The sequence below is a fragment of the Pseudomonas sp. Irchel 3E20 genome (assembly GCF_900187645.1).
GTDB lineage: Bacteria > Pseudomonadota > Gammaproteobacteria > Pseudomonadales > Pseudomonadaceae > Aquipseudomonas.
In genome coordinates this window covers 37,120-60,452 of the sequence record NZ_FYEE01000003.1, presented here as the reverse complement: position 1 = coordinate 60,452, position 23,333 = coordinate 37,120, and the positions used below count along the sequence as shown (strand labels likewise).

The 23,333-nt window shown below is 63.3% G+C and carries 15 protein-coding genes and 4 pseudogenes; 11 read left to right on the top strand and 8 right to left on the bottom strand.

The features are described from left to right. Positions 1-939: pseudogene (locus tag CKW13_RS06545) on the top strand (hypothetical protein); the annotation flags it as partial. Next, entirely contained in the window at positions 936-1,322 is a 387-nt protein-coding gene (locus CKW13_RS06540) for a hypothetical protein (RefSeq protein WP_095107780.1), read from the top strand. The pseudogene CKW13_RS06545 and the gene CKW13_RS06540, both read left to right, overlap by 4 nt. A gap of 418 nt (positions 1,323-1,740) precedes the next feature. Here CKW13_RS06540 and CKW13_RS06535 read toward each other — a convergent pair whose 3' ends face one another. Then, on the bottom strand, positions 1,741-1,941 hold the full coding sequence (locus CKW13_RS06535; RefSeq protein WP_095107779.1) for a hypothetical protein: 201 nt from the start codon (positions 1,939-1,941) through the stop codon (positions 1,741-1,743). Positions 1,942-2,016: 75 nt separating this feature from the next. Here CKW13_RS06535 and CKW13_RS06530 point away from each other — a divergent pair, with 75 nt between their 5' ends. Beyond that, positions 2,017-2,508 (top strand): hypothetical protein, encoded by a 492-nt coding sequence (locus CKW13_RS06530; RefSeq protein ID WP_095107778.1) that lies wholly within the window; start codon positions 2,017-2,019, stop codon positions 2,506-2,508. A 76-nt stretch (positions 2,509-2,584) separates the two neighbouring features. After that, positions 2,585-3,463, top strand: a complete 879-nt coding sequence (locus CKW13_RS06525; protein WP_095107777.1) for a LysR family transcriptional regulator — start codon at positions 2,585-2,587, stop codon at positions 3,461-3,463. Between the two features lie 102 nt (positions 3,464-3,565). On the opposite strand, the gene CKW13_RS06520 is transcribed toward CKW13_RS06525, so the two are convergent. Then, positions 3,566-3,883: a hypothetical protein gene (locus CKW13_RS06520; protein WP_095107776.1), complete on the bottom strand. Its 318-nt coding sequence runs from the start codon at positions 3,881-3,883 to the stop codon at positions 3,566-3,568. Positions 3,884-4,110: 227 nt separating this feature from the next. Beyond that, entirely contained in the window at positions 4,111-4,428 is a 318-nt protein-coding gene (locus tag CKW13_RS06515) for an isochorismate lyase (protein ID WP_371856224.1), read from the bottom strand. Between the two features lie 132 nt (positions 4,429-4,560). On the opposite strand from CKW13_RS06515, the gene ggt reads away from it, so the two are divergent. Beyond that, a complete protein-coding gene (gene ggt / locus CKW13_RS06510) occupies positions 4,561-6,390 on the top strand; it encodes a gamma-glutamyltransferase (RefSeq protein ID WP_256576521.1) in 1,830 nt (609 codons plus the stop codon). A gap of 187 nt (positions 6,391-6,577) precedes the next feature. Here ggt and CKW13_RS06505 read toward each other — a convergent pair whose 3' ends face one another. After that, the gene (locus CKW13_RS06505) at positions 6,578-7,057 is read right to left on the bottom strand and encodes a GNAT family N-acetyltransferase (protein ID WP_095107774.1); all 480 of its coding nucleotides are present in this window, start codon (positions 7,055-7,057) and stop codon (positions 6,578-6,580) included. 119 nt (positions 7,058-7,176) lie between these two features. On the opposite strand from CKW13_RS06505, the gene CKW13_RS06500 reads away from it, so the two are divergent. Further along, positions 7,177-7,986: an AraC family transcriptional regulator gene (locus CKW13_RS06500; protein ID WP_095107773.1), complete on the top strand. Its 810-nt coding sequence runs from the start codon at positions 7,177-7,179 to the stop codon at positions 7,984-7,986. Between the two features lie 21 nt (positions 7,987-8,007). Here the strand turns inward: CKW13_RS06500 and CKW13_RS24965 are convergent. The 3 genes and pseudogenes from CKW13_RS24965 to CKW13_RS06490 all read right to left on the bottom strand — a co-directional run. Then, a pseudogene (locus CKW13_RS24965) lies at positions 8,008-8,439 on the bottom strand (methyl-accepting chemotaxis protein); the annotation flags it as partial. A 156-nt stretch (positions 8,440-8,595) separates the two neighbouring features. Continuing rightward, a pseudogene (locus CKW13_RS24960) lies at positions 8,596-9,234 on the bottom strand (PAS domain-containing protein); the annotation flags it as partial. A gap of 291 nt (positions 9,235-9,525) precedes the next feature. After that, complete coding sequence (locus CKW13_RS06490; protein ID WP_095107772.1) at positions 9,526-10,746, bottom strand: OprD family porin; 1,221 nt, start codon at positions 10,744-10,746, stop codon at positions 9,526-9,528. Positions 10,747-10,930: 184 nt separating this feature from the next. On the opposite strand from CKW13_RS06490, the gene CKW13_RS06485 reads away from it, so the two are divergent. From CKW13_RS06485 to CKW13_RS06470, 4 genes are all read left to right on the top strand, one after another. After that, positions 10,931-11,827 (top strand): LysR substrate-binding domain-containing protein, encoded by an 897-nt coding sequence (locus CKW13_RS06485; protein WP_095107771.1) that lies wholly within the window; start codon positions 10,931-10,933, stop codon positions 11,825-11,827. A gap of 228 nt (positions 11,828-12,055) precedes the next feature. Next, the gene (locus CKW13_RS06480; protein WP_095107770.1) at positions 12,056-13,504 is read left to right on the top strand and encodes a YfcC family protein; all 1,449 of its coding nucleotides are present in this window, start codon (positions 12,056-12,058) and stop codon (positions 13,502-13,504) included. 73 nt (positions 13,505-13,577) lie between these two features. Continuing rightward, a complete protein-coding gene (locus tag CKW13_RS06475; RefSeq protein WP_095107769.1) occupies positions 13,578-15,416 on the top strand; it encodes a CocE/NonD family hydrolase in 1,839 nt (612 codons plus the stop codon). Positions 15,417-15,552: 136 nt separating this feature from the next. Further along, positions 15,553-21,264 carry a membrane-targeted effector domain-containing toxin gene (locus CKW13_RS06470; protein WP_095107768.1) on the top strand — a complete coding sequence of 1,904 codons (5,712 nt, stop codon included), beginning with the start codon at positions 15,553-15,555 and terminating at the stop codon, positions 21,262-21,264. 83 nt (positions 21,265-21,347) lie between these two features. On the opposite strand, the gene CKW13_RS06465 is transcribed toward CKW13_RS06470, so the two are convergent. Further along, entirely contained in the window at positions 21,348-21,980 is a 633-nt protein-coding gene (locus CKW13_RS06465) for a hypothetical protein (RefSeq protein ID WP_095107767.1), read from the bottom strand. A 318-nt stretch (positions 21,981-22,298) separates the two neighbouring features. Here CKW13_RS06465 and CKW13_RS24955 point away from each other — a divergent pair. Further along, positions 22,299-23,312: pseudogene (locus tag CKW13_RS24955) on the top strand (methyl-accepting chemotaxis protein); the annotation flags it as partial. Positions 23,313-23,333 lie beyond the last annotated feature (21 nt).

The following is a 23,333-nucleotide window of genomic DNA, read 5'->3' as shown; positions in this document are numbered from 1 at the left end:
GCGTCGCTATTCCCCGTGCCCGATCCGGCGGTGATGAACAAATTTCAACTGCTCAACCCGCATCCAGGGGACGTAAAAGCAGGCTCAATGATTGTGCTCAGCGACCCGAGCAACTTTCAATGCAGCCGTGAAGAGGCGTTGCTGATGGACGCTGCGGCCAAGACCCATGAAGCCCTCGAACTCCTTAGTGCGGATGAGGCGGACTTTATGGCTCAGCACCGTGAAGAAATCGAGAACTTTCTGGCCAGAGGCTCGACGGCTATCGGGATCGGCGAAGTCATGTTCGCCAAGCATTTGGAGGATATTAAAACTGTTCTGCACGATATCGAGTTATTGCACCAACGCACATTCCAGGCAGATGGACATTTGCACTCGCCAGCGTTTTTTGCTGAACGTAAACGGCTGCTTGCAAAGTTCAATACCCACCTCACCGCTTTAACGCGAAAGGGCATTGGCTTCCCGGATCACCCAAACTTGAAAAGCGCGTTGGGAATTTCCAGCCGAAGCCTGGTTCACCATTGGACCAAGGCCGGAGCCGCTCAACAAATACCTGGATACGCCACCCACATCGAAGGTGTTGCCAAAGCGGCCAAAGTCATCAAGTACGGTGGCTGGATAGGCACTGCCGTTGGAGGGGGAGCGTCTTATATGAACGTTCAAGATGTGTGCACGGCAGGTAATGTCGAGGCTTGCGAGCGGGTGAAGTTCACTGAGGCGGGGAGTTTTACTGGTGGGATCGTAGGCGGTTCACTTGCAGGCCTAGTCCTAACTGTCCCACTTGTTACAGGATTGTGTGTGGGTCTTGGTGTGCCAACGGGAGGTGCCTCCCTGCTCGCGTGCGGTTTATTCGTAGTTGGGACAACTTCGTATACCGCAGGTACTCTTGGCGAAATCGTTGGAGGGGCGATAGGGGACAAAATATATGAGACTACCAAATGACTTTAAGCACTTCAGAGAAACTATTTTTAGTTATTGCACTGATTGACTTCGCAGGTGCATTTGTTTGCATTGGAGTTTCACTCCACCTAGCCTACACCAAAGCCAATATAATGCTCGACAATCTAAAAAATAGCTCTTTAATCACGGTCCTCACCGCATTCGAAAAGGGTGGGGCCTTAGGCAAGCTATTGTTAATTGGTGGAATTTCTGGGATGGTTACATTTCCGAATTTTTACATAAGAAGAGGCAAATTATGCGCCCATGACTTAAATAAATTTCCGATTCCACTTAAGCGAAAATTGGTAGTGTTGCAGTGGTGCACTATTGGATTTCTACTCGTAATGATTGGCCTTGCAGGGGCGGTCAAGCTGGGTATTGTCTGACTTTACGTTTCAATGCAAGTTGTGGCCAGGATTACTTACGGGCCTAGCCCTAACTATTCCAGTTGTTACAGGGTTGTGTATTGAGCTTGGCGTGCAAGGGGCGGAGCCTCCTTGCTCCTGTGCAGTGCACTCATAGCTGGGGCGGCATCATTTGCGGGTGGAATGCTAGGTAATTCATTGGGGAAAAAGTGCTGGCGAACTTATTTACGAGCAAGTTCGACGAGTGCTTTACTCCTCGCGAAATTTTTATTCTCTTTGGCGGGAAAGGCATTCTATTGGAGGAATCAGTAAACCCCTCAGCTGACTAAAGTAGTCGCCGCAACAAGAGCTTCTACAGTTAACGACTGAACACTCTAGGGTATATACCTGAACTGGCTGTATCCCCGACAACATCAAGGGGAAGTTCCCCTTGATGCATTCAAGGCTGTTTCAGGGAACCCCGGGTGATCCACGGGGTGTATTGGTGGATTTCCAGCGGGAAGCTGCGGGTTAGCAGGCGCAGAGTGCGGGGCGGCGCGTCGAAGTGCAGGTCCACCGCCCAGCGCACGTCCAAGTCCGCGCTGAAAAATCTTGCACCGTTCAAACCGGCGCCAGCATAACCCCAGGGAATCGTCGGCATGCGCAATGGTGCTTTTACGCCGCGCCAAACCCTGCTTAGCATCGCTCAGGTGTTCACCTTTCAAGGAAGACCTGCATGGCTCGCCCACCACTTCACTCCACCGCGCCCGATGCCGAACAAAAACAGATCGCCCTCTATCGCCGCGTCAACGGTTTTACCGGGCCGTTGGCGCGTACAGGCTGGCACTGGCGCACCCGCTGGATCGCCCGCGCCCTGGCGCTGTGGGTGTGGTGCAAGCACCACGGGCGCCGCCAGCAAGGCGCCCTGGCAATTGCCCGCGAATGGCAGCGGCTGTTTGGCCTACCGCGGTTCTGGGTGATCGAGCGGGTCGAAGACGACACCGCTTACTGCGACATCCACTTCCCCTGCTCCCTGCAAGGCAGCGGCGATGTCGCGGCCTGCCACCGCTTGATGGAATACGACCGCGCCATCCTCAAGCACATCGGCGGGCAAATGGTGGTGCTGCAATCGCGGGCCGACCCCAGCGTCACCGGCGGCTGTAAGGTAGCCATCCGCAGCCTGGGCGATCGGCGCATAGACTTGATCCCCGCACGATTGCTGGATTAGGGCCGATTCCCCGCTTGCTCCGGCGCGCACCGCTCAACAAGATAAGGCCCTCGCGCACCCTGCAAGGAGCCTGTGCATGCGTCTGGAAATCAAGCACCTGCAACTGGTGCAAAGCATCTGCGCCACCCGCAACCTGACCCGGGCGGCGCAGCAGTTGTTCATCTCCCAACCGGCCCTGAGCAAACAACTGGCCGAGTTGGAGGATCGCCTGGGCTTTGCGCTGTTCCAGCGCACCCGCAAAGCGATGATCGCCACCGAGGCGGGCGCGGCGTTCAACCAACATGCCCAGCGCATCCTCGGCGATGTAGCGGTGCTCGACGACTACCTCAAGCGCTACGGCAAAGGCGACGCCGGGCGCCTGCGCCTGAGCATCGACCCCTTGCACCACGCCGATTGGCTGGCGGCGTGGCTGGCGCAGATGCGCGAGGAGTTCCCCCACCTCAACGTGCAGGTCAAGCAGGTGCCCGACCTGCTCTACAGCCTGCAACAAGGCGACAGCGACCTGGTGATCCTGGGTGAAACCAGCCCCGCAAGCGAGATCGACTTCCACACCCTCAACGCCGATGAACTGGTGGCGATCCTGCCACCGGGGCACGCGCTCGCCCACCGCCCCTGGTTGCAGGCGCCAGACCTGGCCGGGCAGGCGTTGCTCTACCACTTCGAGTTGGAGCAGTCCTACCTGTACCGGCGCTACCTGCACCCGCAGAAGATCGAGTTGGGTTCGTTGCAGCACATCCAGGACATCCCCGCCATCATCGCCCTGGTGCGCGCCGGCATGGGCATGAGCCTGCTGCCCCGGCGCCTGCTGCGTGGCGACGAACAAGGCCTGGTGGTGCGCCCCATCGGCGAGCAGGGTTTCCCCTTCACTTGGCACGTCGCTGTGGCCCACGGCGACACCCGCCCCGCCACGCAACGGGCAGTGCATTACTTGAAAGAGCAACTGGCGGGCCATTGAGCAACCCCGTGGGAGCGGGCCCCGCCCGCGATAAGGCCAGTGCGGCCAGCAGCCATGCCGCCGCTCCTCCCACAGGTGCAGTGCCTCAGTTCATCGTCGAACCTACAAAAACACCGCCGCCACCAGCCCCAAAGCCCCCAGGCAGAAACCGATCAGCTCGCCGCGCCCAGGCATCTCGTGGAACATCGACCAGATCACCAGCGGCTCGAGCATCAGCAGCGAAGTGACCGACACCACCGTCACCAGCCAGATATCGCCCACCGCCCGATACCCCAGCCAATACGCCGCCATCAGGCACAACCCGGAAAAACAGGCCAGCAGCACGGGAAACGTCAACGTCTCCCACGAGGTGCTGCCCGCCTGGGCCAACCGGGCCACCGCGACCTCGCTGTAGATGATGCAAAACTCGCCCAAGACCATCAGGCCTAGAGCAGAAGCTGCGAATATTTCTTTGGACATGCGACAAACCCTTTTCGATTGAGCGCCAGTTTTTTCAGCGCCCAGGCACCCATGGCTCCGTTAACGGAGCCGCCATGGCGAAACGAAGGGGGGTGCGGTGGCTCGGTGAGGTTCAAGAACCTGAACATGTCCATTTCCTTATTGGTCAGTGCGGCCACGCCTCTCGGTGGCGCGCCAGGTATACGCCATCAGGCCCCCGCGCCACCAGCGGCTTGCCAATGCTTCATTTCCTCAGCGATGAAATGGCCCACCAGGTCGCTGTAGAGCTTTTCGATGGCATCGGCGCTCAAGCCTTCGGCTTCAGCCCATTGCCGGCGTTGTAGCAGCATCGCCTGCAAGCGCTGCGGGGCGCGCACCGAGGTGGCGCTGGTCTTGAATTTCGAGGCGGCGAGCACGTATTGGAACCGCTGGCCCAGCAGGGCAATCACGGCGCGGTCCAGGGCATCGATCTCGTGGCGGATATCGTCCATGCCGGTGCATTCGTCCGGGCGTTTTTGAGCTTCCATGTGCAGCACTCCGAAAGTGGGTAGGCCGGGGATTTAAGCACATCCCAGGCCCAGGCCCGCGTTGCACCGCTGGCCCCACGCCGCTACATTGCCCCTTCGCCGCAGCCCTCTTCCCCACGCATGGAGCGCCCCGTGTCCCAAGCCCTTTTCCTGCGCCACTGGCGCCTGTCGGCCCTGACCCTGCTCGCCACGGGCGTCATCACCCTCGGCGCTTGCCACGCCCCGGCCTCCCACGATTTACCGCCGGAAGTGCCTTCGGGCTATCGCAGCGACCTGCGCTCACAGCACGCCACCAAGCACATGGCCGCAGCCGCCAACCCACTGGCCGCCGAGGCGGGGCGGCAGATGCTGCGCGAGGGCGGCTCGGCCATCGACGCCGCCATTGCCATGCAAGCGGTGCTGACCCTGGTGGAGCCGCAATCCTCCGGCATTGGCGGCGGGGCGTTGATCGTGCTGTGGGACGGCCAGCAGGTGCGCGCCTACGATGGCCGCGAAACCGCGCCGGCGGGGGCCACCGGCGAGATGTTCCTGCACGCCGACGGCAAACCCATGACCTTCGCCCAAGCCCAAATTGGCGGGCGTTCGGTGGGCACGCCCGGCGTGTTGCGGGCGCTGAAAATGGCCCACGACAAACACGGGCGCCTGCCCTGGGCGCGGCTGTTCGAACCGGCCATCGAGCTGGCCCGCAACGGCTTCGCCATTTCCCCACGGCTGCACACCCTGATCGCTAGCGACCCGCATTTGCCGGGTTCGCCGCAGATGGCGGCCTACTTCCTCAACACCGACGGCAGCCCCAAAGCCGTGGGCACGCGCCTGCAAAACCCGGCCCTGGCCAAGGTGCTGGCGCGCATCGCCAGCGAAGGCCCCGATGCCCTGTACCGCGGCGTCCTCGCGGAACAAATCGTCAACCAGGTGCAGCGCCACGCCAACCCCGGCAGCCTGTCCTTGGCCGATCTGAGCGCCTACACCGCCGTGGAGCGCACGCCCCTATGCAGCGACTACAAACGCTGGCAGGTGTGCGGCATGCCGCCGCCGTCCGCGGGCGGCATCGCCGTGGCGCAGATCCTCGGCACCTTGCAGGCCCTGGAGCAGCGCGACCCGCGCTTGGCCCTCGCCGCCCTGGCGCCCCGTACCGCCGACACGCCGCTGGGCCTGGAACCTGCGCCCGAGGCCGTGCACCTGATCGCCGAAGCCCAGCGCCTGGCCTACGCCGACCGCGCCCAGTTCATCGCCGACAGCGACTTTGTACCCGTGCCGGTGGCCGGCCTGCTCGCCCCGGATTACCTGGCCCGGCGCGCCGCGCTGATCGGCGAGCGCAGCATGGGCACGGCCCGCCCCGGCAACCCGGTCGGGGTGCAAGTGGCCTACGCGGCGGACCGCTCGCCGCTGCGCATCTCCACCTCACAAGTGGTGGCGGTGGACGACCAGGGCGGCGCGGTGTCGATGACCAGCAGCGTGGAAGCGGCGTTCGGCTCGCACCTGATGGTCGAGGGCTTTTTGCTCAACAACCAGATGACCGACTTCTCGTTCATCCCCCAGGAAAACGGCCAACCCGTGGCCAACCGCGTCGAGCCGGGTAAACGCCCGCGCTCCTCCATGGCCCCCACCCTGGTGTTCGACCGCGCCAGCGGGCAGTTCCTCGCCACCGTCGGCTCGCCGGGCGGCTCGCAAATCATCGAATACGTGACCAAGTCCCTGGTGGCGATGCTCGACTGGAACCTCGACCCGCAAACCGCCATCAACCTGCCCAACTTCGGCAGCCGCAACGGCGCCACCGAATTGGAACAGGGCCAGTTCAGCCCCGACCTGGCCAAAGCCCTCAAAGCCCGCGGCCATGAGCTCAACCTGATCGACATGACCAGCGGCACCCAAGCCATCCGGCGCGTACAAGACAACCAAGGCCGCCCCGCCCTATCCGGCGGCGCCGACCCACGGCGCGAAGGCGCGGCATTGGGGGATTGAACGGGTGTGGGAGCCCGCATCGCGAGTAGCCGACAGGGCCCCATCGCGGGCGGGCCCGCTCCCACAGTTGCACTGTGATTTCTCCTCTGGGGGAGCGAGCCTGCTCGCGATGGCAGCACTGAGTGACGGTGACAAAGGGTAGGACCGGTTTGTCGGTGATTTAGCTGGCGGCTCGCTCCTACCCCGCTCAGGCCTTGGCATATCGCAAATGCACCAACGCCACTCGCTCCCCCTGTTTGTTGGCGCGTTCTTCGATGGCGTAAGGGGTGAAGCCGAGTTTGGGGTAAAGCAGCAGGCCGGCGACGTTGCTGTTGAAGCACGACAGGGTGATTTCCCGAGCCTGGTGTTTGTGCTGGGCGATGCCGATCATGTGGCGGATCAGCGCGGCGGCCACGCCAGTGCCGCGGGCCTGGGGATCGACAATGACGTTGCCGATGGTGCAGGTGCCGTGTTGTTCCCACTGATAGAAGTTGGCAAAACCCACCGCTTGCCCGGCCTGCTCGATCACAGTGGAGTCGCTGCGCTGGTCGATGGCGTCTTGCAGTTGCTCGGCAGTCAGGGGCCAGGTGGCGGCGGGGAAGAAAAAGTACAGTTCTTCCACGCTGCCGGCAAAGCTGCAAATGCGGGTTAAGTCACGGGGCTCTACCGGGCGGAAAGTGAAAGTCATCGGGGCGCTCCTTGTCATGGTGAAAGTCATCTGGCTGACCTTTCTACCCCATCACGGGCGTTGCTGACAGAGGGCGCCACGCAGGTTACCGTGGCGGGCACCGCGCAAGGAGAATCCCCATGGCCAAGCCAACCCGCGCCCACGATTGGGTTTACCGCGCCCCTTCAAGCGGCGGCGTGGAGCGTATCGAAGCGTTTTTCGCCGGCCACGGTTTCGCGCCGCACCGCCATGACACCTACGCCATCGGCCGCACCCTCAAGGGCGTGCAGAGTTTCCAATACCGTGGCGATTGGCTTCACGGCTTGCCGGGCACCACCATGGTGCTGCACCCCGATGAACTGCACGACGGCGAGGCCGGCACCGAGGCGGGGTTCCACTACCGGATGATGTACATCGAGCCGGCGCTGATCCAGCAGATCCTTGGCGGCCAGCCCTTGCCGTTTATCCAGCAAGGCGTGTCCAGCGACCCGCGCCTGGCCGCCGCCACCGAGGCCTTGTTGCGCAGCCTGGACGATGCCCCCGACCCGTTGCAGGAACAGGACGCCCTCTACGACCTGGCCCAGGCCCTGAGCCTGGCAGGCGGCACCCGCGCCAATGAGCAGCGCTTCGATTACCTGGCAGCGCAACGGGCGCGGGAGTTTATCCACAGCACCCTGGAGCGCACCGTGACCCTGGAGGAATTGGCCGAGCACAGTGGCCGGGACCGCTGGAGCCTGTCGCGGGATTTTCGCTTGCTGTTCGGCACCAGCCCCTATCGCTACTTGACCATGCGGCGCCTGGACCTGGTGCGGGCCTCACTGCTTCAGGGCCTGCCGTTGATCGACGCGGCGATGAACGCCGGGTTCACCGACCAAAGCCACATGACCCGCCAATTCGGCAAGGCCTACGGCCTGTCGCCGGCGCGCTGGTTGCGCATGCAACGGCGCTGAAGGCCGCTAGCAGCGCGGCGCTCAGGTCGACAGTTGGTTGGCGAACTGGCCCACGGCGCTGACCACTTTCTGCGCGCCGTCCTGGATTTCCACGATCACCGTGCCGGCCTCAGCGGTCAGGGCCAGGCCTTGTTCGGCCTGGACGATGCCGTCGCTCATCAGCGCCACGGCGTCGCGGGCCATGTCCTGGTTTTGGCGTACCACGCCGACGATTTCCTCGGTCGCCTTGCTGGTGCGCGAGGCCAGTTGCCGCACTTCGTCGGCGACCACGGCAAAACCACGGCCCTGCTCGCCGGCACGCGCCGCTTCGATGGCGGCGTTGAGCGCCAGCAGGTTGGTCTGTTCGGCGATGCCGCTGATGGTCTTGACGATGCTACCGATCACCTGTGACTGGGCGTTAAGCGCCTCGATGCCTTCCCCGGCCTGTTGCATGTGGGTGGCCAGGTCGCGCATCACCTTCACGGCCTCGGTTACCACCGCCGTACCACGCTGGGCGCTGCTGTCGGTTTGCAAAGAGGTGCTGTAGGCGATGTTGGCGGCGTCGGCCACCGCTTGTTCCTGGTTGATCTGGTCGGTAATCACCGTGGCGAACTTGACCACTTTGTAGAGCTTGTTGTTGGCGTCCACCACCGGGTTATAGGACGCCTCCAGCCACACCACGCGGCCATGGCTGTCGATACGTTTGAAGCGCTCGGCGACGAACTCGCCGGCGTTCAGGCGTTTCCAGAAGGCCTGGTAGTCGGCGCTGTTGGCGTCTTCCGGGGTACAGAACATGCGGTGATTCTTGCCCTGGATCTGCGCCAGGGTATAGCCCATACCGCTGAGGAAGCGCTCGTTGGCCGTGAGCACGTTGCCATTGAGGTCGAACTCGATCACCGCCGTCGAACGCACCAAGGCGCCGATCAGGTTTTCGTGCTCGCGGGAGGCCTCGATGGTGCGGGTCAGGTCGCTGGAGTAGATCGAGAAATTCCGGATATCGCCGCGCGAGCCGCGTACCGGCTGCATGATCGAGCGCAGCCAGGCTTCCTGGCCGTTGCCGCGCAGCAGGCGCACCGCCCCGGCAAAATGCTCGCCGCGGGTCAGGGCGTTCTTGAAGCGGCGGTGGAACTCATCGTGTTTGAGGTGGGCCGGCACGAAATCCTCGATGTGCCGCCCCAACAAATCGCTGCTCTTGTAGAACATCTCGCCCAGGAAGTTCTGGTTGACCGACTGCACGCGCCCCTCGGGGTCGAGGGTCAGGACCAGCATCTCGCTTTCCAGGCTGTCCTTGACCTGCAGGAGGCTGGAGAGTTCTTCGCGAAGAGCCGAGAGCTCCTGCTTCAAGCGTTTGTTGAACATGGGGGATGCACCGATGGGCAAGATTAAGAGCAGCATTCGCCTAGCCATCGGCCTACGGGGGATTTTCTGAAGAGCGCGTAGGGGTTGCCCTACAAAAATAAATTTACGGGCACACCGCCCAACCTGGGGAACGGGCTTGTATGGGAGCAGTCTTGACCCCCCTCGTACGCAAGCCCGGCCCCCGCCGGGCAGGAAGGGAAACTACCAAAGCGCCACATCGTACGTCAGGTACAACCGGTAGTTATCGCGGTCACTGGCATAGGTGGAGCGGTAGGTGGCCTTGCGCAGTTCCACGCCCAGGCCTTTGAGGGCGGTGTTCTGGACCACGTATTTGAGGTGGGTGTCCGATTCCCACTCGCGGGTTTCGCGGCCCTTGAGTTCACCGTTTTCGCCCTTGTAGTAACGGGTCATAAACGTCAGGCCCGGCACCACGGCGGCGAAGTCGTAGTCGTAGCGCAGCATCCAGGTCTGTTCGCCGGCCTGGATGAACTTGCCCACGCCGGCGTTGCTGAATGAGTACACCGTCGACACGGCTGCGTAGGGCAGCGCGGTGTCGCCCCGCACTTTCTGGTAGCCCAGGCCCAGGGACTGGGCGCCGAGGCGGTAGGTGAACAGGCCACTGAACATGTCGGCATCGACCTTGCCGCTACGCGCCTCGCCGGCCTGGTCGCTGATGAAGTAACGCAGGTCGCTGGTCAGGCTACCCGCGCCCACGGGTTGCTTGTGCACCAGGCCGAGGAAGTTCTGCCGGTAGAAGTCGCGCATTTCCCCGTAATACCAGATGCCGCTGAGGTTGGGGGTGAACTTATACACAGCCCCGGCGAAGTCGAAATCGGTGCCTTTGCCGCCGTAGCCCTGTGGGTAAATATCCACGCTGTCGGTGGAGTTGCGCTGTTTGAACTTGTCCAGGTGGCCGGCGTGCAGGTACAGGTCGGAAATGCCCTTGTACTCGATCTGCGTGCCGCGATAGGTCTGGGGCAGCAAGCGGCCATCGTTCTGCACCAGCACGGGGATTTTCGGCAGCAGGGTGCCGGTTTTCACCACGGCATCGCCAAAGCGCAGCTTGGCGGTCAGGCCCAGGCTGGAAAAACCGTCCGCCGCATGGCCGTCATCGTGCACCGGCAACAGCCCGGTGCCGGCGTGGGTCGGGCTGGAATCAAGCTTGAGCCCGGCCAGCCCCAAGGCATCCAGGCCAAAGCCCACAGTGCCTTGGGTGAAACCCGATTGCAGGTTGAGCAAAAAGCCTTGGGCCCACTCTTTGCGGTCTTCGCCACCGTCGCGGTAGCCATCGTTGAAGTAGTAGTTGCGCAGGGTCAGTCGGCCCTGGGCGTCGTCGAAGAATCCCTCGGCCAACAGGCCCGGCGAGAAGCTCGCCAACAGGCCTGCACAGGTCAGGCCGCGGGGGGTGAAAAGCTCACGCATGCTGATGTTCCTCAGTGCCGTTTTATCGGTTTTATCGGGCAGTGGCCGGCGCCGTCGTGCTGGACGCAACGCCGTGTCGGGGCGGACACTAACGGCTCGCCTTGACCTGGACAACGGTATGCGCGAAGCGCATCGGGCTATGCGCAAAACGGCTTGCGGGCACACGGACCAGAGGACAACCAGGATGAATCTCAAACAACTCGAAGCCTTCAAAGCCATCATGGCTACCGGCTCCACCATCGGTGCCGCAGCGCGCCTGGGCCTGTCCCAGTCGGCGGTCAGTCGCCTACTGACCCAGCTCGAAGAGGCCCTGGGCTTTGCCCTGTTCCTGCGCAAAAAAGGCCGGCTGATGGCCACTGCGCAAGCCGACGAACTGCTCGGCGAAGTCGCCGCCCTGGTGGACGGCATGCAGCGTGTGCAGCGCCTGGCCGACGAACTGCGCATCGGCCGCTCGCAAAAGAGCCTGCTCAAGGTTGCCGTCCCCACCAGCATGGCCCAGGAGTTGTTGCCACGCATCGTCGCCGAGTTTCTCAAGGGCCACGACGAGATCGTGGTGGAGTTGCTCACCGGCTCCTACGACATGATCGAGCGCGCCGTGCTGGACCGCTCCGCCGACCTGGGTTTCGTGCGCCTGCCCACCGAGCTGGCGGACTTCGACACCGAGCCACTGCTGCACAGCGAAGGCGTATGCGTGATGCCCGCCGACCACCCGCTGGCCCGCCACGAATGGATCGAGGCCCGCCACCTGCACGATGTACCGCTGGTGATGCTGGGCCGCCAACGGGCGGTGCGTGCCGAGTTGAACCAGGTATTCCGCGCCGCCAACCTGACGCCCCAGGTGCGGGTGGAAGTGCACTCGGTGGGCGCCGCGTGCAGCTTCGTCGCTGAAGGCCTGGGGGTGTCCATCGTCAATGGGTTGCTGGCCAGCCATTTCAGCCACTTGCCCATCGTCACCCGGCCCTTCCGCCCGGCCCTGCCCTATGCCTTCGGCCTGGCGTTTCGCCGCGACGAAGCGCGCTCGCCGGTGGTCAGTGCGTTTGCCCAGCACCTGAAACATCGCCTGGGCGATGGCACGCGCTGAGGAGGGCCCTGGAGGGGAGAACTCCCCTGTGGGAGCCACGCTAGCGCCCACACAAAATAGCTCGGCAATGGGCCATCAACCCCCGAAAACGCATAGCCCGACCCGCTCCACGCATAACGTTGTCGGCCCCCGACGTTTGCCCTAGTGTCCGCGTCACCAAGCATCACCAGCCAAAACAATAACAGCGCATGACACCCGCCAGACGGGGCGCGAACCGGGGCCACCGCCATGACCGAACCACGTCACACCACCATCACCCAACCCGCCGCCGGGGCCTCGCCCGGCAAGCCGGATGCCATTGGGCAACGCAAGCAAATCAACCCGGCCATCATCTTGCTGAGCATCGTCCTGCTCGCAATTGCCTTCACCTACGCGGTCAATTCCGGCAAGTTCCAGCGCCAAAATGGCCTGGTGGTGCCGGGCTCCTACCAGGTGCTGGAAAAACACGATTCCCTGAGCCAGTTGTTCTCCATCGAGCCGCGCAAGGCCGGTGATGCGGCGCGCCCCGTGTCGCTGGTGGAAGGCTTCATGGCCATTCCCCAGGGCATCGAAAAACGCGCCGGGCTGATTTTCATGGTGCTGTTCATCGGCGGCATGTTCGGCGTGCTGAACAAGGCCGGGGCCATCGACGCCGGGCTGGAGCGGCTGCTGGGGATGACCCGGGGCAATATCTACGTACTGGTGCCCACCTTGATGCTGGTGTTTTCCGCCGGCAGTACCTTTATGGGGCTGGCCAAGGAATTCATCCTGATCGTGCCGCTGATGGTGGCCATGGCCAATCGCCTGGGGCTGTCGAACCTGATCGGCCTGGCCATCGTCACCATCTCGGTGAAAATCGGCTACCTGGCCTCGATCACCAACCCGGTAGCGCTGTCCGTGGCGCAACCGATGGTGGGCCTGCCGATTTTCAGCGGCATGAGCATGCGTATCGCCGCCTACGCCACCTTCTTGCTGGTGGGCATCGTGTTCGTGCTGTGGAGCATCCGCAAGCAGGGCTTCGACGCCACCGCGCAGATCAGTTTCGAGCACAAACCGTTGTCGGTACGCCACCTGCTCAACCTGTTGGTGCTGGGCAGCGGCGTCGGTTTCATGGTCTATGCCTCCAATCGCTGGGGCTGGAAATACCATGAGCTGTCGGCGTTCTACCTACTGCTCAGCGTGGTATTCAGTGTGATCGCCGGCCTGGGCGCCAGCGTCGCCGCCAGTGCCTTTGTCGATGGCATGAAAAAAGTGCTGATCGCTGGTGTGTTGATCGGTTTGGCCACTGCCGTGGAGATCATCCTCAGCACCGGCCAGGTGCTGGACACCATCGTCAACAGCCTCGCCAGCGTCGTCGCCGACCACGGCCCGATTGTCTCGGCTTATGGCATGTTCCTCGCGCAACTGGGCCTGGATGTGCTGATCCCGTCCACCTCCGGCCAGGCTGCCGTGACCATGCCGATCTTCGGGCCGCTGGGCCAGTTGTCGGGGGTCAGCCCGCAGACCACCGTCTACGCCTTCCTCCTGGGTAACGGCCTGACCAACATGATTACCCCGACCTCCAGTGGCTTGCTGGTACTGCTGGCCACCGCGCAAGTGGGCTGGGGCCAGTGGGCGCGTTACATCCTGCCGCTGTTTTTGATCTACACCGCGCTGGCCATGGTCCTGCTGGCCATCGCCGTCACCACCGGCTACTGACCTCGATTGTGTAGCAAGCGGGCGAGCCCGCTTGCTACATCCGCATATTTTTACAAGACGAGTGCCTGCAACGATGCTTATTTTGCGCAACCAAATGATCGCCATGCGCGACGGCGTCCATCTGGCCACCGACATTTATCTGCCCGACCCAAAGTCCGGGCCATGGCCGGTGGTGATCGAGCGCACCCCTTATGACAAATGCAAGCCGTCACGCTCCGAGAAGCAGCTCGACGGCCAGCACCTTTCCCGCGAGGCCATGGCCCAAGCCTTTACCGCCCAGGGTTTCGTCGCCGTGTTCCAGGATTGCCGCGGCCGCTACGCCTCTGAAGGGGTGTTCACCAAGTACACCGCCGAAGGCGAGGACGGTTTCGACACCCTCGCCTGGCTCATGGCCCAACCCTGGTGCAATGGCCGCATCGGCAGCATGGGCCTGTCCTACGCCGCCCACACCCAACTGGCCATGGCCTGCCTGCACCCGCCGGGCTTGAGCAGCATGGCCCTGGATTCCGGCGGCTTCGCCAATGCCTTCCAGTGCGGTATTCGCCAGGGCGGTGCCTTCGAGCTCAAGCAAGCCACCTGGGCCTGGCGCCAGGCCAAGGAAAGCCCGGCGGCCCTGGCCGACCCGGCCATCGGGCATGCCTTGGCCGCCGAAGATATCCATGAGTGGTTCGCGCGCATGCCCTGGCAAAGCGGGCAATCGCCACTGCGCCATGTGCCGGAGTACGAAGCCTACTTGTTGGATCAATGGAGCCAGGGCTGTTTCGGCGAATATTGGCAAAAACCCGGGATCTACGCCCAGGGCCACTACGCCAACCTGCCGGATATCCCTGTGCTGTTCATGTCCAGTTGGTATGACGCCTACGTCAGTTCGACCCTGGCCAACTACGCCGCTTTCCAGGCCAACACTCAGCGCGCCCAGCGTTTGGTGATGGGGCCGTGGTTGCATGGCGACCGCAACATCACCCACAGCGGCGATGTCGAGTTCGGCCCGCAGGCGGCCTTCGACGGCCAGGTCGGCGCCACTTGGTTGAGCACGCGCCTGGACTGGTTCGAGCGCTCCCTCAAACCTGGCACCGAACCCGCCCCAACGTCGGTGCAGGTGTTCATGATGGGGGGCGGCAGCGGCGCCAAGGATCACAATGGCCGCTTGCAGCACGGCGGGCGCTGGCTGCACGGCCAGCAATGGCCCCTGTCGGGCAGCGAGCCGCTGACCCTGTACCTTACCGAGCAAAAATGCCTGAGCCGCACCCCGGCCACGCAACCCGAGGCGCACCTGAGCTACCTCGCCGACCCCGCCCACCCCGTACCAACCATTGGCGGCGCGCTGACCTCCGGGGCGCCGGTGTTCGTCGGCGGTGCCTTCGACCAGCGCGAACGGGCCGACTTCTTCGGTACGCGGGGCGACAACCGGCCGCTGGCCGAGCGTGATGACGTGCTGAGCTTTCAGACGGAACCGCTGACAGAAGACCTGATCGTCGCCGGCCCCCTGCGCATCGAGTTGTGGATCGACAGCGACGCGCCCGACACCGACTTCACCGCCAAGCTGCTGGACGTCTACCCGCCCAGCGCCGATTACCCCGAAGGCTTTGCAATGAACATCACCGATGGCATCCGCCGCTGCCGCTATCGCGACTCCTGGGAAGCCCCGACCCTGCTGCCCCCCGGCGAGCGAGTCAAAGTGGTCATCGAACCCTTTGCCACCTGCAACCTGTTCCAGCGCGGCCATCGCCTGCGCCTGGACATCGCCAGCAGCAACTTCCCGCACTTCGACGTCAACCCCAACAGTGGCGAAGCCGAAGGCCAGGCCCGCCACCCGCGCGTCGCACGCAACACTTTGCACCTGGGGGCGAACAATCCCTCACGCCTTGAACTGACCGTATTGCCCCGCAGCGCCCTACCGTTGCCGCAATAAGCAGGCCCGCCCCGGGCGGCGTTTCGACGCTCGGGGCACATGCCGCAACAGTCGTCTACAACTATGTACCGCTCCTGTTCGCCCACGGCTGCGCACCCTTGAAGGCTCAATTAACGCCTCAAGGATGATGTACTTAATGAGTTGGCTCACCCCCCCGCTTCCCGAACTCTCCGCTGCCGAGCTCAAGCCCCGGCTGATGCAAATCGGCCATCAGCTCGGTGCCATCGACGCCCAAGCCCACCCGCTGGACACGCCCTCACCGGAACTCACGCGCCTGAACGCGCTCAATGAACGCCTGCGCAAGGAGAACCTGTGGATATTCCAGAACGCGCAACTCAAATACTTGTCCGTCGGCGCCCCAACGGTCACCGATGACAGCCGTCCACTGGTGCTTGAACGCAGCAAGACGGCCCTGCGCAACTACCTCGCCGAGGCCGCCGAAGCAGTGTCCGACGCGGGGCAGGCCCATGGCCAATTCGTACTCGAGGCCCACCGCCAAGCGCTGGAGGCGGAAGCCGCGCTCAGGGTGCAGGACCTGACGCTCAGCCCCAGCGATCAACTGCTGGTCGACAACCTGCTGCGCGGCCCCCAATCGCGCCCGGGCCTGTATGCGCTGCGCTTCACCTATCAAGGCCAGGACGTCGAGTGGGCCGGGGCTTTCGTGGTCACCACCGCGACCACCGCGGTCACCACCCTGGACACCGATACCCAGGTCGGCGATGTGCTGCTGTTCACCCCGCGCCATGGCCTGGAGTCCTTCACGTCCCTTAGGCAACTGGATCGCAACCTGCGCCAACGCATGGAGCATCCGCTGTCGCGCAAGGCCTTCCTGAGCCTGCTGCCGCGCAGCTATCAAGGCCTGGACAGTGACGGAATCTGGCCCCTCGAACTGGCTCCCATCAGCGACAAACCACTGTTCGAGCACACCGAGGCAGCGCTGCGCCATAAGCAGAGTCTGGACATCGATTTCGCCTTCGCCCAGCCCAGCACCGAGCAGATCATGAGCGAGCTGGACGACGCCGTGCGGTGCGCCGAGCTGGACCTGACGTCACGCCTGCAAGCCCGGGCCCAACGCCTGCTGGAACGGCTGGTGCGCCTCTCTGCACCCGACTGGTACCGCAGCGCCAGCGAAGCACAGCGTGAGACCGTCGCACAGCGCATCCAGGCCTACAACCAGGCAAGCATGGAGGTCCTCACCGTCATGGGGCCGGCCCTGTCGCCCCAGGCCCTGGCCATCGTGCAACTGACCCAACGCCTGGAGGCCGACCTGGACATCGACAACCTCAACCCTGACGAAGTGCAGGTCAGCACCGATCGCATCATCCCCAACGCCGGCGTCTACAGCCAAACCCTGAGCCTGCCGGAACTGGCCCTGCAAGGGCTGCTCAAGGGCGATGAGCTGGAGGGTTCGGACTTCCTCACCCGCAGCCACATCACCTATGCCGGCCAACCGCTGCCCGAGGCCTACGAAGACCTGACACCCGCCTACCTGGCCGAAATGCTGCCAGCCCTGCAACCGCGCATCGATTTCGCCCCCCTGCAAATCCAGGCCCTGGCTTCGCAGACGGTGCAAAGCGCCACGGCGGCCCTGCTGGACGCGCGCCTGATGCTGCTGGCCTACACCGCGCGCCTGCAAAACCACCTCACCGAGGCCGACTACCAACTGTTCGAAGCCCTGCGCAGTGGCGCCGATGCCAGCCTCACGGCCAGCAGCGTGCTGCTCAACGCCTCGCCCCTCAAGGATATCTGGGTATTGCGCCACACCAACCCGCAAGGTGCGACCGTGCGCGTGCTGCTATGTACGCCACAAGCGCCGCGGGCCGAGCAGTTTCTGGCCTTCGACAGTGAGCGCGACTGCCAGGCGCACATCCTGGGCTGGAGCCTGGACAAGCATGCCGACCCGGACACGCCGAGCATGCACCGCTACCTGCTCGACCAGTTGCTCACCCGCGTGCGCCCGGAATGGAATGAGATGCTCAACGCCCTGTCGTTCAAGCCCGACGTGCAGGAGTACCGCAAGGTGACCTTCACCCCGCCGGCGAGCCACGCCGACACCCTCAAGCAAATGGCCGTCGCGCAATTGGCGATGCAGGCCGACGAGTACAAGCACCGCACTCCGGATTGGCTGCGCAGCGCCTCGGCAGCGGACCGCCAGGCCCTGACCACCTACACCTGCCACGCCATCGGCGCCGAACAGACCTACACCCAAAGCCCCGGCTCCGTGGCGCAGCTGCAACCCTTCGACGATTACGTCCACGAGCGCGCAACACCCATTCTCAACCGCTTGCTGGGCAACCCGACGCCAGCGGTCGACCCCGATCACATAGGCGTGGTGACCCGCGATGCGACCTTCTCCCTCACGACTCTGTATCGCAACGGCTACGACAAGAATTTCGATTTTTTTCTGCCCGGCATCGACTACATCACTCGCTTCAAGGGCCCACCCGGCGTCGACCTGAGCCGCCTGACCCCGCAAAACGTTATCGAACCCCTGGCCGACAGTTCGTTTGCCGACGACTACATCACCCTGGTCGAAAGCCGCTTGTTCAATGTCCATGACCAACACTACGGCCTGCGCCGCAACGGTGCGTTGGTGCTCAACCAACTGCGCATGAAACAGGCCGCCCAGGCTGCCCGGATGCAGGGCGTGCTGGCCAGCAGCGACCAGGCGTGGCTGGAACGCAGCATCGATGCGATGGACAGCAACGACCCCCAGGTACGCCTCAATTACCGGATCTATGGCCTGCACATATTCGGCACGCTCATCCACGGCTGCTTTGTATTCCAACACCAGCAGAACCCACCGTTGCTCTACACCCCGGGCGCGCCGGATGGCGTGGATTTTCGCCTAGCCAAGGAGTTCAACGAACGCCTGAAGAACCTCGATGCCATGGAGTATTACTACACGCACCGGGTAGTGCCCTCCGAGCGCGGCTGGTTCGCGCCCAAACTGGCCGAGTACAAAAGCGCCATGGGGCCGCAATTACGTGGGGTCTATTCCAAGCCCCTGTTCGATGAAATCACCCGCACCACCGCACCGCTGAGCGACCTGCGCTTCCAGTTCTACGACCAGTCGGTCAACCACGTCATTGCCGAGGTCAAGCACACCACCACCAGCCAGGCGCAGCGCAACCTCAAGTTGGTGGAGTTCATGGCCGAACTGATTCTCTCGGTGGCCACCAGCCCCTTCCCGGTGCTGAGCCTGGTGGTAGGCAGCGTGCTGGCGTTCAAGGACGCCATGGTCGCGCTGTATCACTACAACCGTGGCGACTCGGCCGCGGCCCTGGGGGCCTACATCGGTGCCGTGCTCAACCTGGGCGGTGCGTTCCTCACCGACCTGCGCCCCGTGCTGGCATCCATTGGCAAGACCGGCAAGGCCGTCAGCCAGGCTCACAAGCCCTTGTTCAAGATCGCCAGCACTGGCGGCAAAGACCAGACCCGCAGCATCGTCGAGCAACTGGACCCGCCGCCCTCGGTCTTCGACAACTTGCAACCTGTGCAATATGGCGGCCGCTCACTGTGGGCACCCATCACTGCCGACAGCCTGGGGCGGCACCTGCTGCTGCGCCATGACGCGGCCAGCGGGAAAATGCTCTCCACCGGCATCCTCGCTCAACGTAACCGCACCGGGCAGTGGGTCCGCACAGGCGTCGCGGGCGGTGCGCCGCAGCCGCCGACCACGTCGCTGAGCAAATATGAATGGCCCTATGAAGCCAGGAATGACATCCGCATGGGCGCCGACAGCCGTTACACGCCTCCCGAGCAGGACTACTTGGGGTACTCCGATGCCCAGATCCACAGGATGACCTCACCCCACGTCGCCAAATACAACAGCCTGTGCCAGGCCTTGTCCCAGGACGCCGATGCCTTCTTCAAGGATCTGCCCCCCTTGGTGCCCAGGGTTGAGACCCCGGCCCCGCCGCCGAACCTGACCGCCGAGCAGATACTGCGCAGGGGGTTCGACGAGGCCCCTGAAACCGATGGCCTCGTCGTGGGCCACGCCGAGGGCGCCCTGGCCGGCATAAAATACCTGATCGACAACATGGGCGAGCTGCAAAAACTGGATGTCCGCACGCTGTACATCGACTTCCTGCTCAAGGACCTCCACGGAGAAAAGCTCAAAAGTTTCCTGAGCAAAAAAAAGTGGTCGTCAAGCACGGTCAAGGATTTCCTGCATACCCTGGACCGCAGAAATGCCATTCCCAAAGGCGCCTACACCTACCGCAAACTGCTCAAGGCGGCCCACGCCCACAAGATTCGCCTACACCCCATTGGCGTCTCCAGCGGCTATGACTTCGAGCGCGGCCTGGGTTACGTCCTGGCAGACGAGGTCAAGAACCTGCCCAATCGCCACCAGATGAAAGTCTTCTTCGCCCACAAGGCTATTGAAGCCGACCGGGCGAGCAACCCCGGCGGCCGCTGGGTGGCCCTGGTCGATCAACGCGCCATGAACAGCCATGGCGGTGTGCCCGGTATCGCCGACCTGCAAAAGAGCGCCAGCATCCGCATTGAAGACGTCGGCCTCGACGCACCCACCGGGATCTGGCCCGACAGCCCCGGCGCAATCCCACTGGACCCCCAGGCCAAGGCAGACTTCAAGCTCAGCCTGGCCACCAACCACAAGGCAGCACCACAACCCGGCCCGGCCCCACGCCCGGCCGTACCCGAAGCCGATGCCCATTTCAGCGACTTCGACCTGTCACCCCAATTCAGGGAGTTCTACACCCTGCATGCGCTCGAACCTAAAACCAGCAAAAGTTTTTTCAGCGGCATCTACAAGGAGCCAAACCAGGGGCAAGCGCTCACGGCGTTCCAACACACCCGCGAGAGACTGGCCCAAGCGGCCGATACCTTCTTCACGGACTACGCCCCGCCACCGCGCGTGGCTCTGCCGGCCGTGGACGACACGCCGCTGCCCAAAGCTTTTATCGACCGGGTGTACGACAGCGGCATCCGCGGCCTGGTGATCGCCGAAGAGCATCGGGCAACCGCCAGCAAGGCCTTGCTCATCGACCACATGAAGTACCTGGCGCGTGAAAAAGAGGTCAAGACCCTCTACCTGGAGCTGCTCACCAGCGACTTGCACCAGGCCGACCTCGATGCCCTGCACCGCAGCCGCATATTCTCCGACAACCTCAAGGCCTACCTCAGGGGGCAGGACCTCGGCCACCAGGTGGACCCCGCCAGCCGCTACAACTACACCAACCTGGTACAAACCGCCGCCAAATACGGCATCCGCGTGCGGGCCATCGACTGCCTGGCGAGCCTGCGCCTGGACAACGCCAGCAACCTGTCGCGTACCCGCCTGATGAACTACTTCGCCCACCAGACCATCGCCGCCGACCAGGCTGCAAACGGCCCGCACCCGTGGGTGGCATTAGTCGGCAGTTCCCACGCCAACCGCTTCCAGGGCAATCCCGGCCTAGCCGAGATGAACAACGCCGTCGCCCTGGAGGTGCGCAACGTTGCCGCCGGCCAGGGCCGGGCCGTGCACCCCGGGCCGCGCTACGTAGGCGAGATCGGCGTGGGCGACCGGGCATCGGTGAAAATCGATTTTCGCCTGGACGTCGACACCCCCGGCAAACGCCCTCCTGCGGCCATGCGCCCGTACGATCGCAGCAAACTGGCCAGCCCCGGCCACTACACAATCGAACAGGTCTCGGACAGTGACATTCACCTGCTACACCACTCCAAGAACGGGGATATCGTCGAAACGCCGATTCAGGCCGACGACAACGGACTGTTCTTCATCGACCGCTGGGAACTGGCCAGCCGCCGTTTCTATAGCATCAAGGAAATCGAATTCGCCCTCGCAACCCTGGTGGCCGGCATGCGCTGGGTTCCCTGACCTCAACCCTGAAGCCGCCTGACAGCGGTGACAAAAAAGGCCCCCGTTCGGTGACGAGCGGGGGCCTTTGCATTGCGCGTAAATCAACCCGGGACGTTGAACGACAGGGTCGCCACATGCACCACGGTGTCGAACTTCTGCCCCTGGACCGTGACCGCGCCGTTGACCTGGGCCACCACTTCCAGCACGTACTGGCCGGGAAACGGCGTGTCCAGGGTCACGCTGCCATCGGCGGCAGGCTTGATCGTGCGGTTCCACTGCCGGGAGGTGTAGACGTTGACCTGGGACGCCGACACCACACCGCCCTTCCAGTACAACTTGAACGTGTTGCCATTGGCGGTGGTGGGCACCAGTTCCAGGTCGTTACGGGCCTTGGTTTCGCTGCGCCCTTCCTTGGCTTCGTAGAGGGTCAGCTTGCCCGGCTCGGTTTGCTTGGCACTCACACGTAAATCCCCGGCCACGCTCTGGGCAATCGGAAAACCATCGCCACTGGCCGCCAGCGGCACACGTTTGCCCTCGCCCAACAACGCCTCGACCTGAATCAGCGTACTCAGGGCCAAGCGCTCGCTGGGCTGGAAGTTACTCAAGTACGCCTTCGCCGGTTGCCCGGCACCGCGCTCCAGCCACAGGTAGTCGGCAAACGCGGCCGGCGTGGCCAGGGTGACAGCCAGGGCAACGCTGCCCAGCCAGAAAGAGCGGCAAGAAGTGACAGGCATGCAAAGTCCTTTTTATGAAGACAAACGCGAAAACGCGTTGGATGGCGTGGGGTTCACTAGATAAGACGAATGAGCCGGCAAAAACCCGCAACCTCAATCCTGATAATTTTGCGCAACCGCGCCGCAGGCCTCGGCACAAGCGAAGACGGGCCCCACCCTTTGACCGTCCGTCGCCAGGCAAAACTTCCCTGCGCAAAAACCGTTTCAGCTCTCGCCCCAGCGGCCGATAAACCGCTGCGATACAACCTTGCTGGCACTTAAAAACAACAACCTTCCAGCCAACCGACGAAAAAAACTCAACGTGACTGGAGCACTTCAATGAATAGCTGGTTCGGCAACATCAGCGTCAACCTCAAACTGGGCCTGGGCTTCGGCCTGGTGCTGGTACTCACCAGCATCCTCGCCCTGACGGGCTGGACCAGCCTGGGCGGGTTGATCGACCGCAGCAACTGGATGAGCGACATCACCCAGCTCAACGCCGGCCTGACCAAGCTGCGCATCAGCCGCTTGCAGTACATGCTCACCAATGGCGATGAAAGCGCCGCGCAAAACGTGCAGGGCACCCTCGACGAATTCAGCGCCCAACAACAGGCCTTGCTCAAGAGTTTCAAGAGCCCGGACAACCTCAAGCTGCTGCGCGAACAAGGCACCACCATCGCCGCCTACCAGCAGTCGCTGAACAAAATGCGCAGCGCCTACCGCGACGGCAACGCGGCGCGCCAGGTCATGGGCCAGAACGCCGAAACCGCCAACAGCCTGATCGAAGCAATCAGCACCCAGGTCAAGCAAATGCCCCTGAGCGACCAACGCTTCGAGCAGTTCCAAACCATCACCCAGGCCCGCGAAGCCTTCCTGCTGGCGCGCTACGAAGTGCGCGGCTACACCGCCGACACCAAGGCCGAGACCGAGCAAAAAGCGCTCAACCAACTGAACCTGGCCATCGCCAGCCTCAAGGACCTCAACAGCCACTTCGCCGACACCCAGCAAGTGGCCCTGCAACAGCTCGAAAGCGCCCTGCTCAACTACCGCGCCGCGTTGCAGGCCTACAAAGCGGCCTACAGCCAAGCCGTGGACGCCCGCGCGGAAATGACCGTGCAAGGCGCCGACATCGTCAAGATCAGCGACCGCCTCTACCAGGTCCAGCTCGACCGTCGCGACAGCGAAAGCGCCCAGGCCCGCAGCCTGCAACTGGTCAGCACCTTGCTGGCGCTGCTGGTGGGCATCCTCGCTGCCGTACTCATCACCCGCCAGATCACCCGCCCGCTGCGCGAAACCCTGGCCGTGGTCGAGCGCATTGCCAGTGGCGACCTGAGCCACACCCTGCACGTCACCCGCCGCGATGAACTGGGCGTG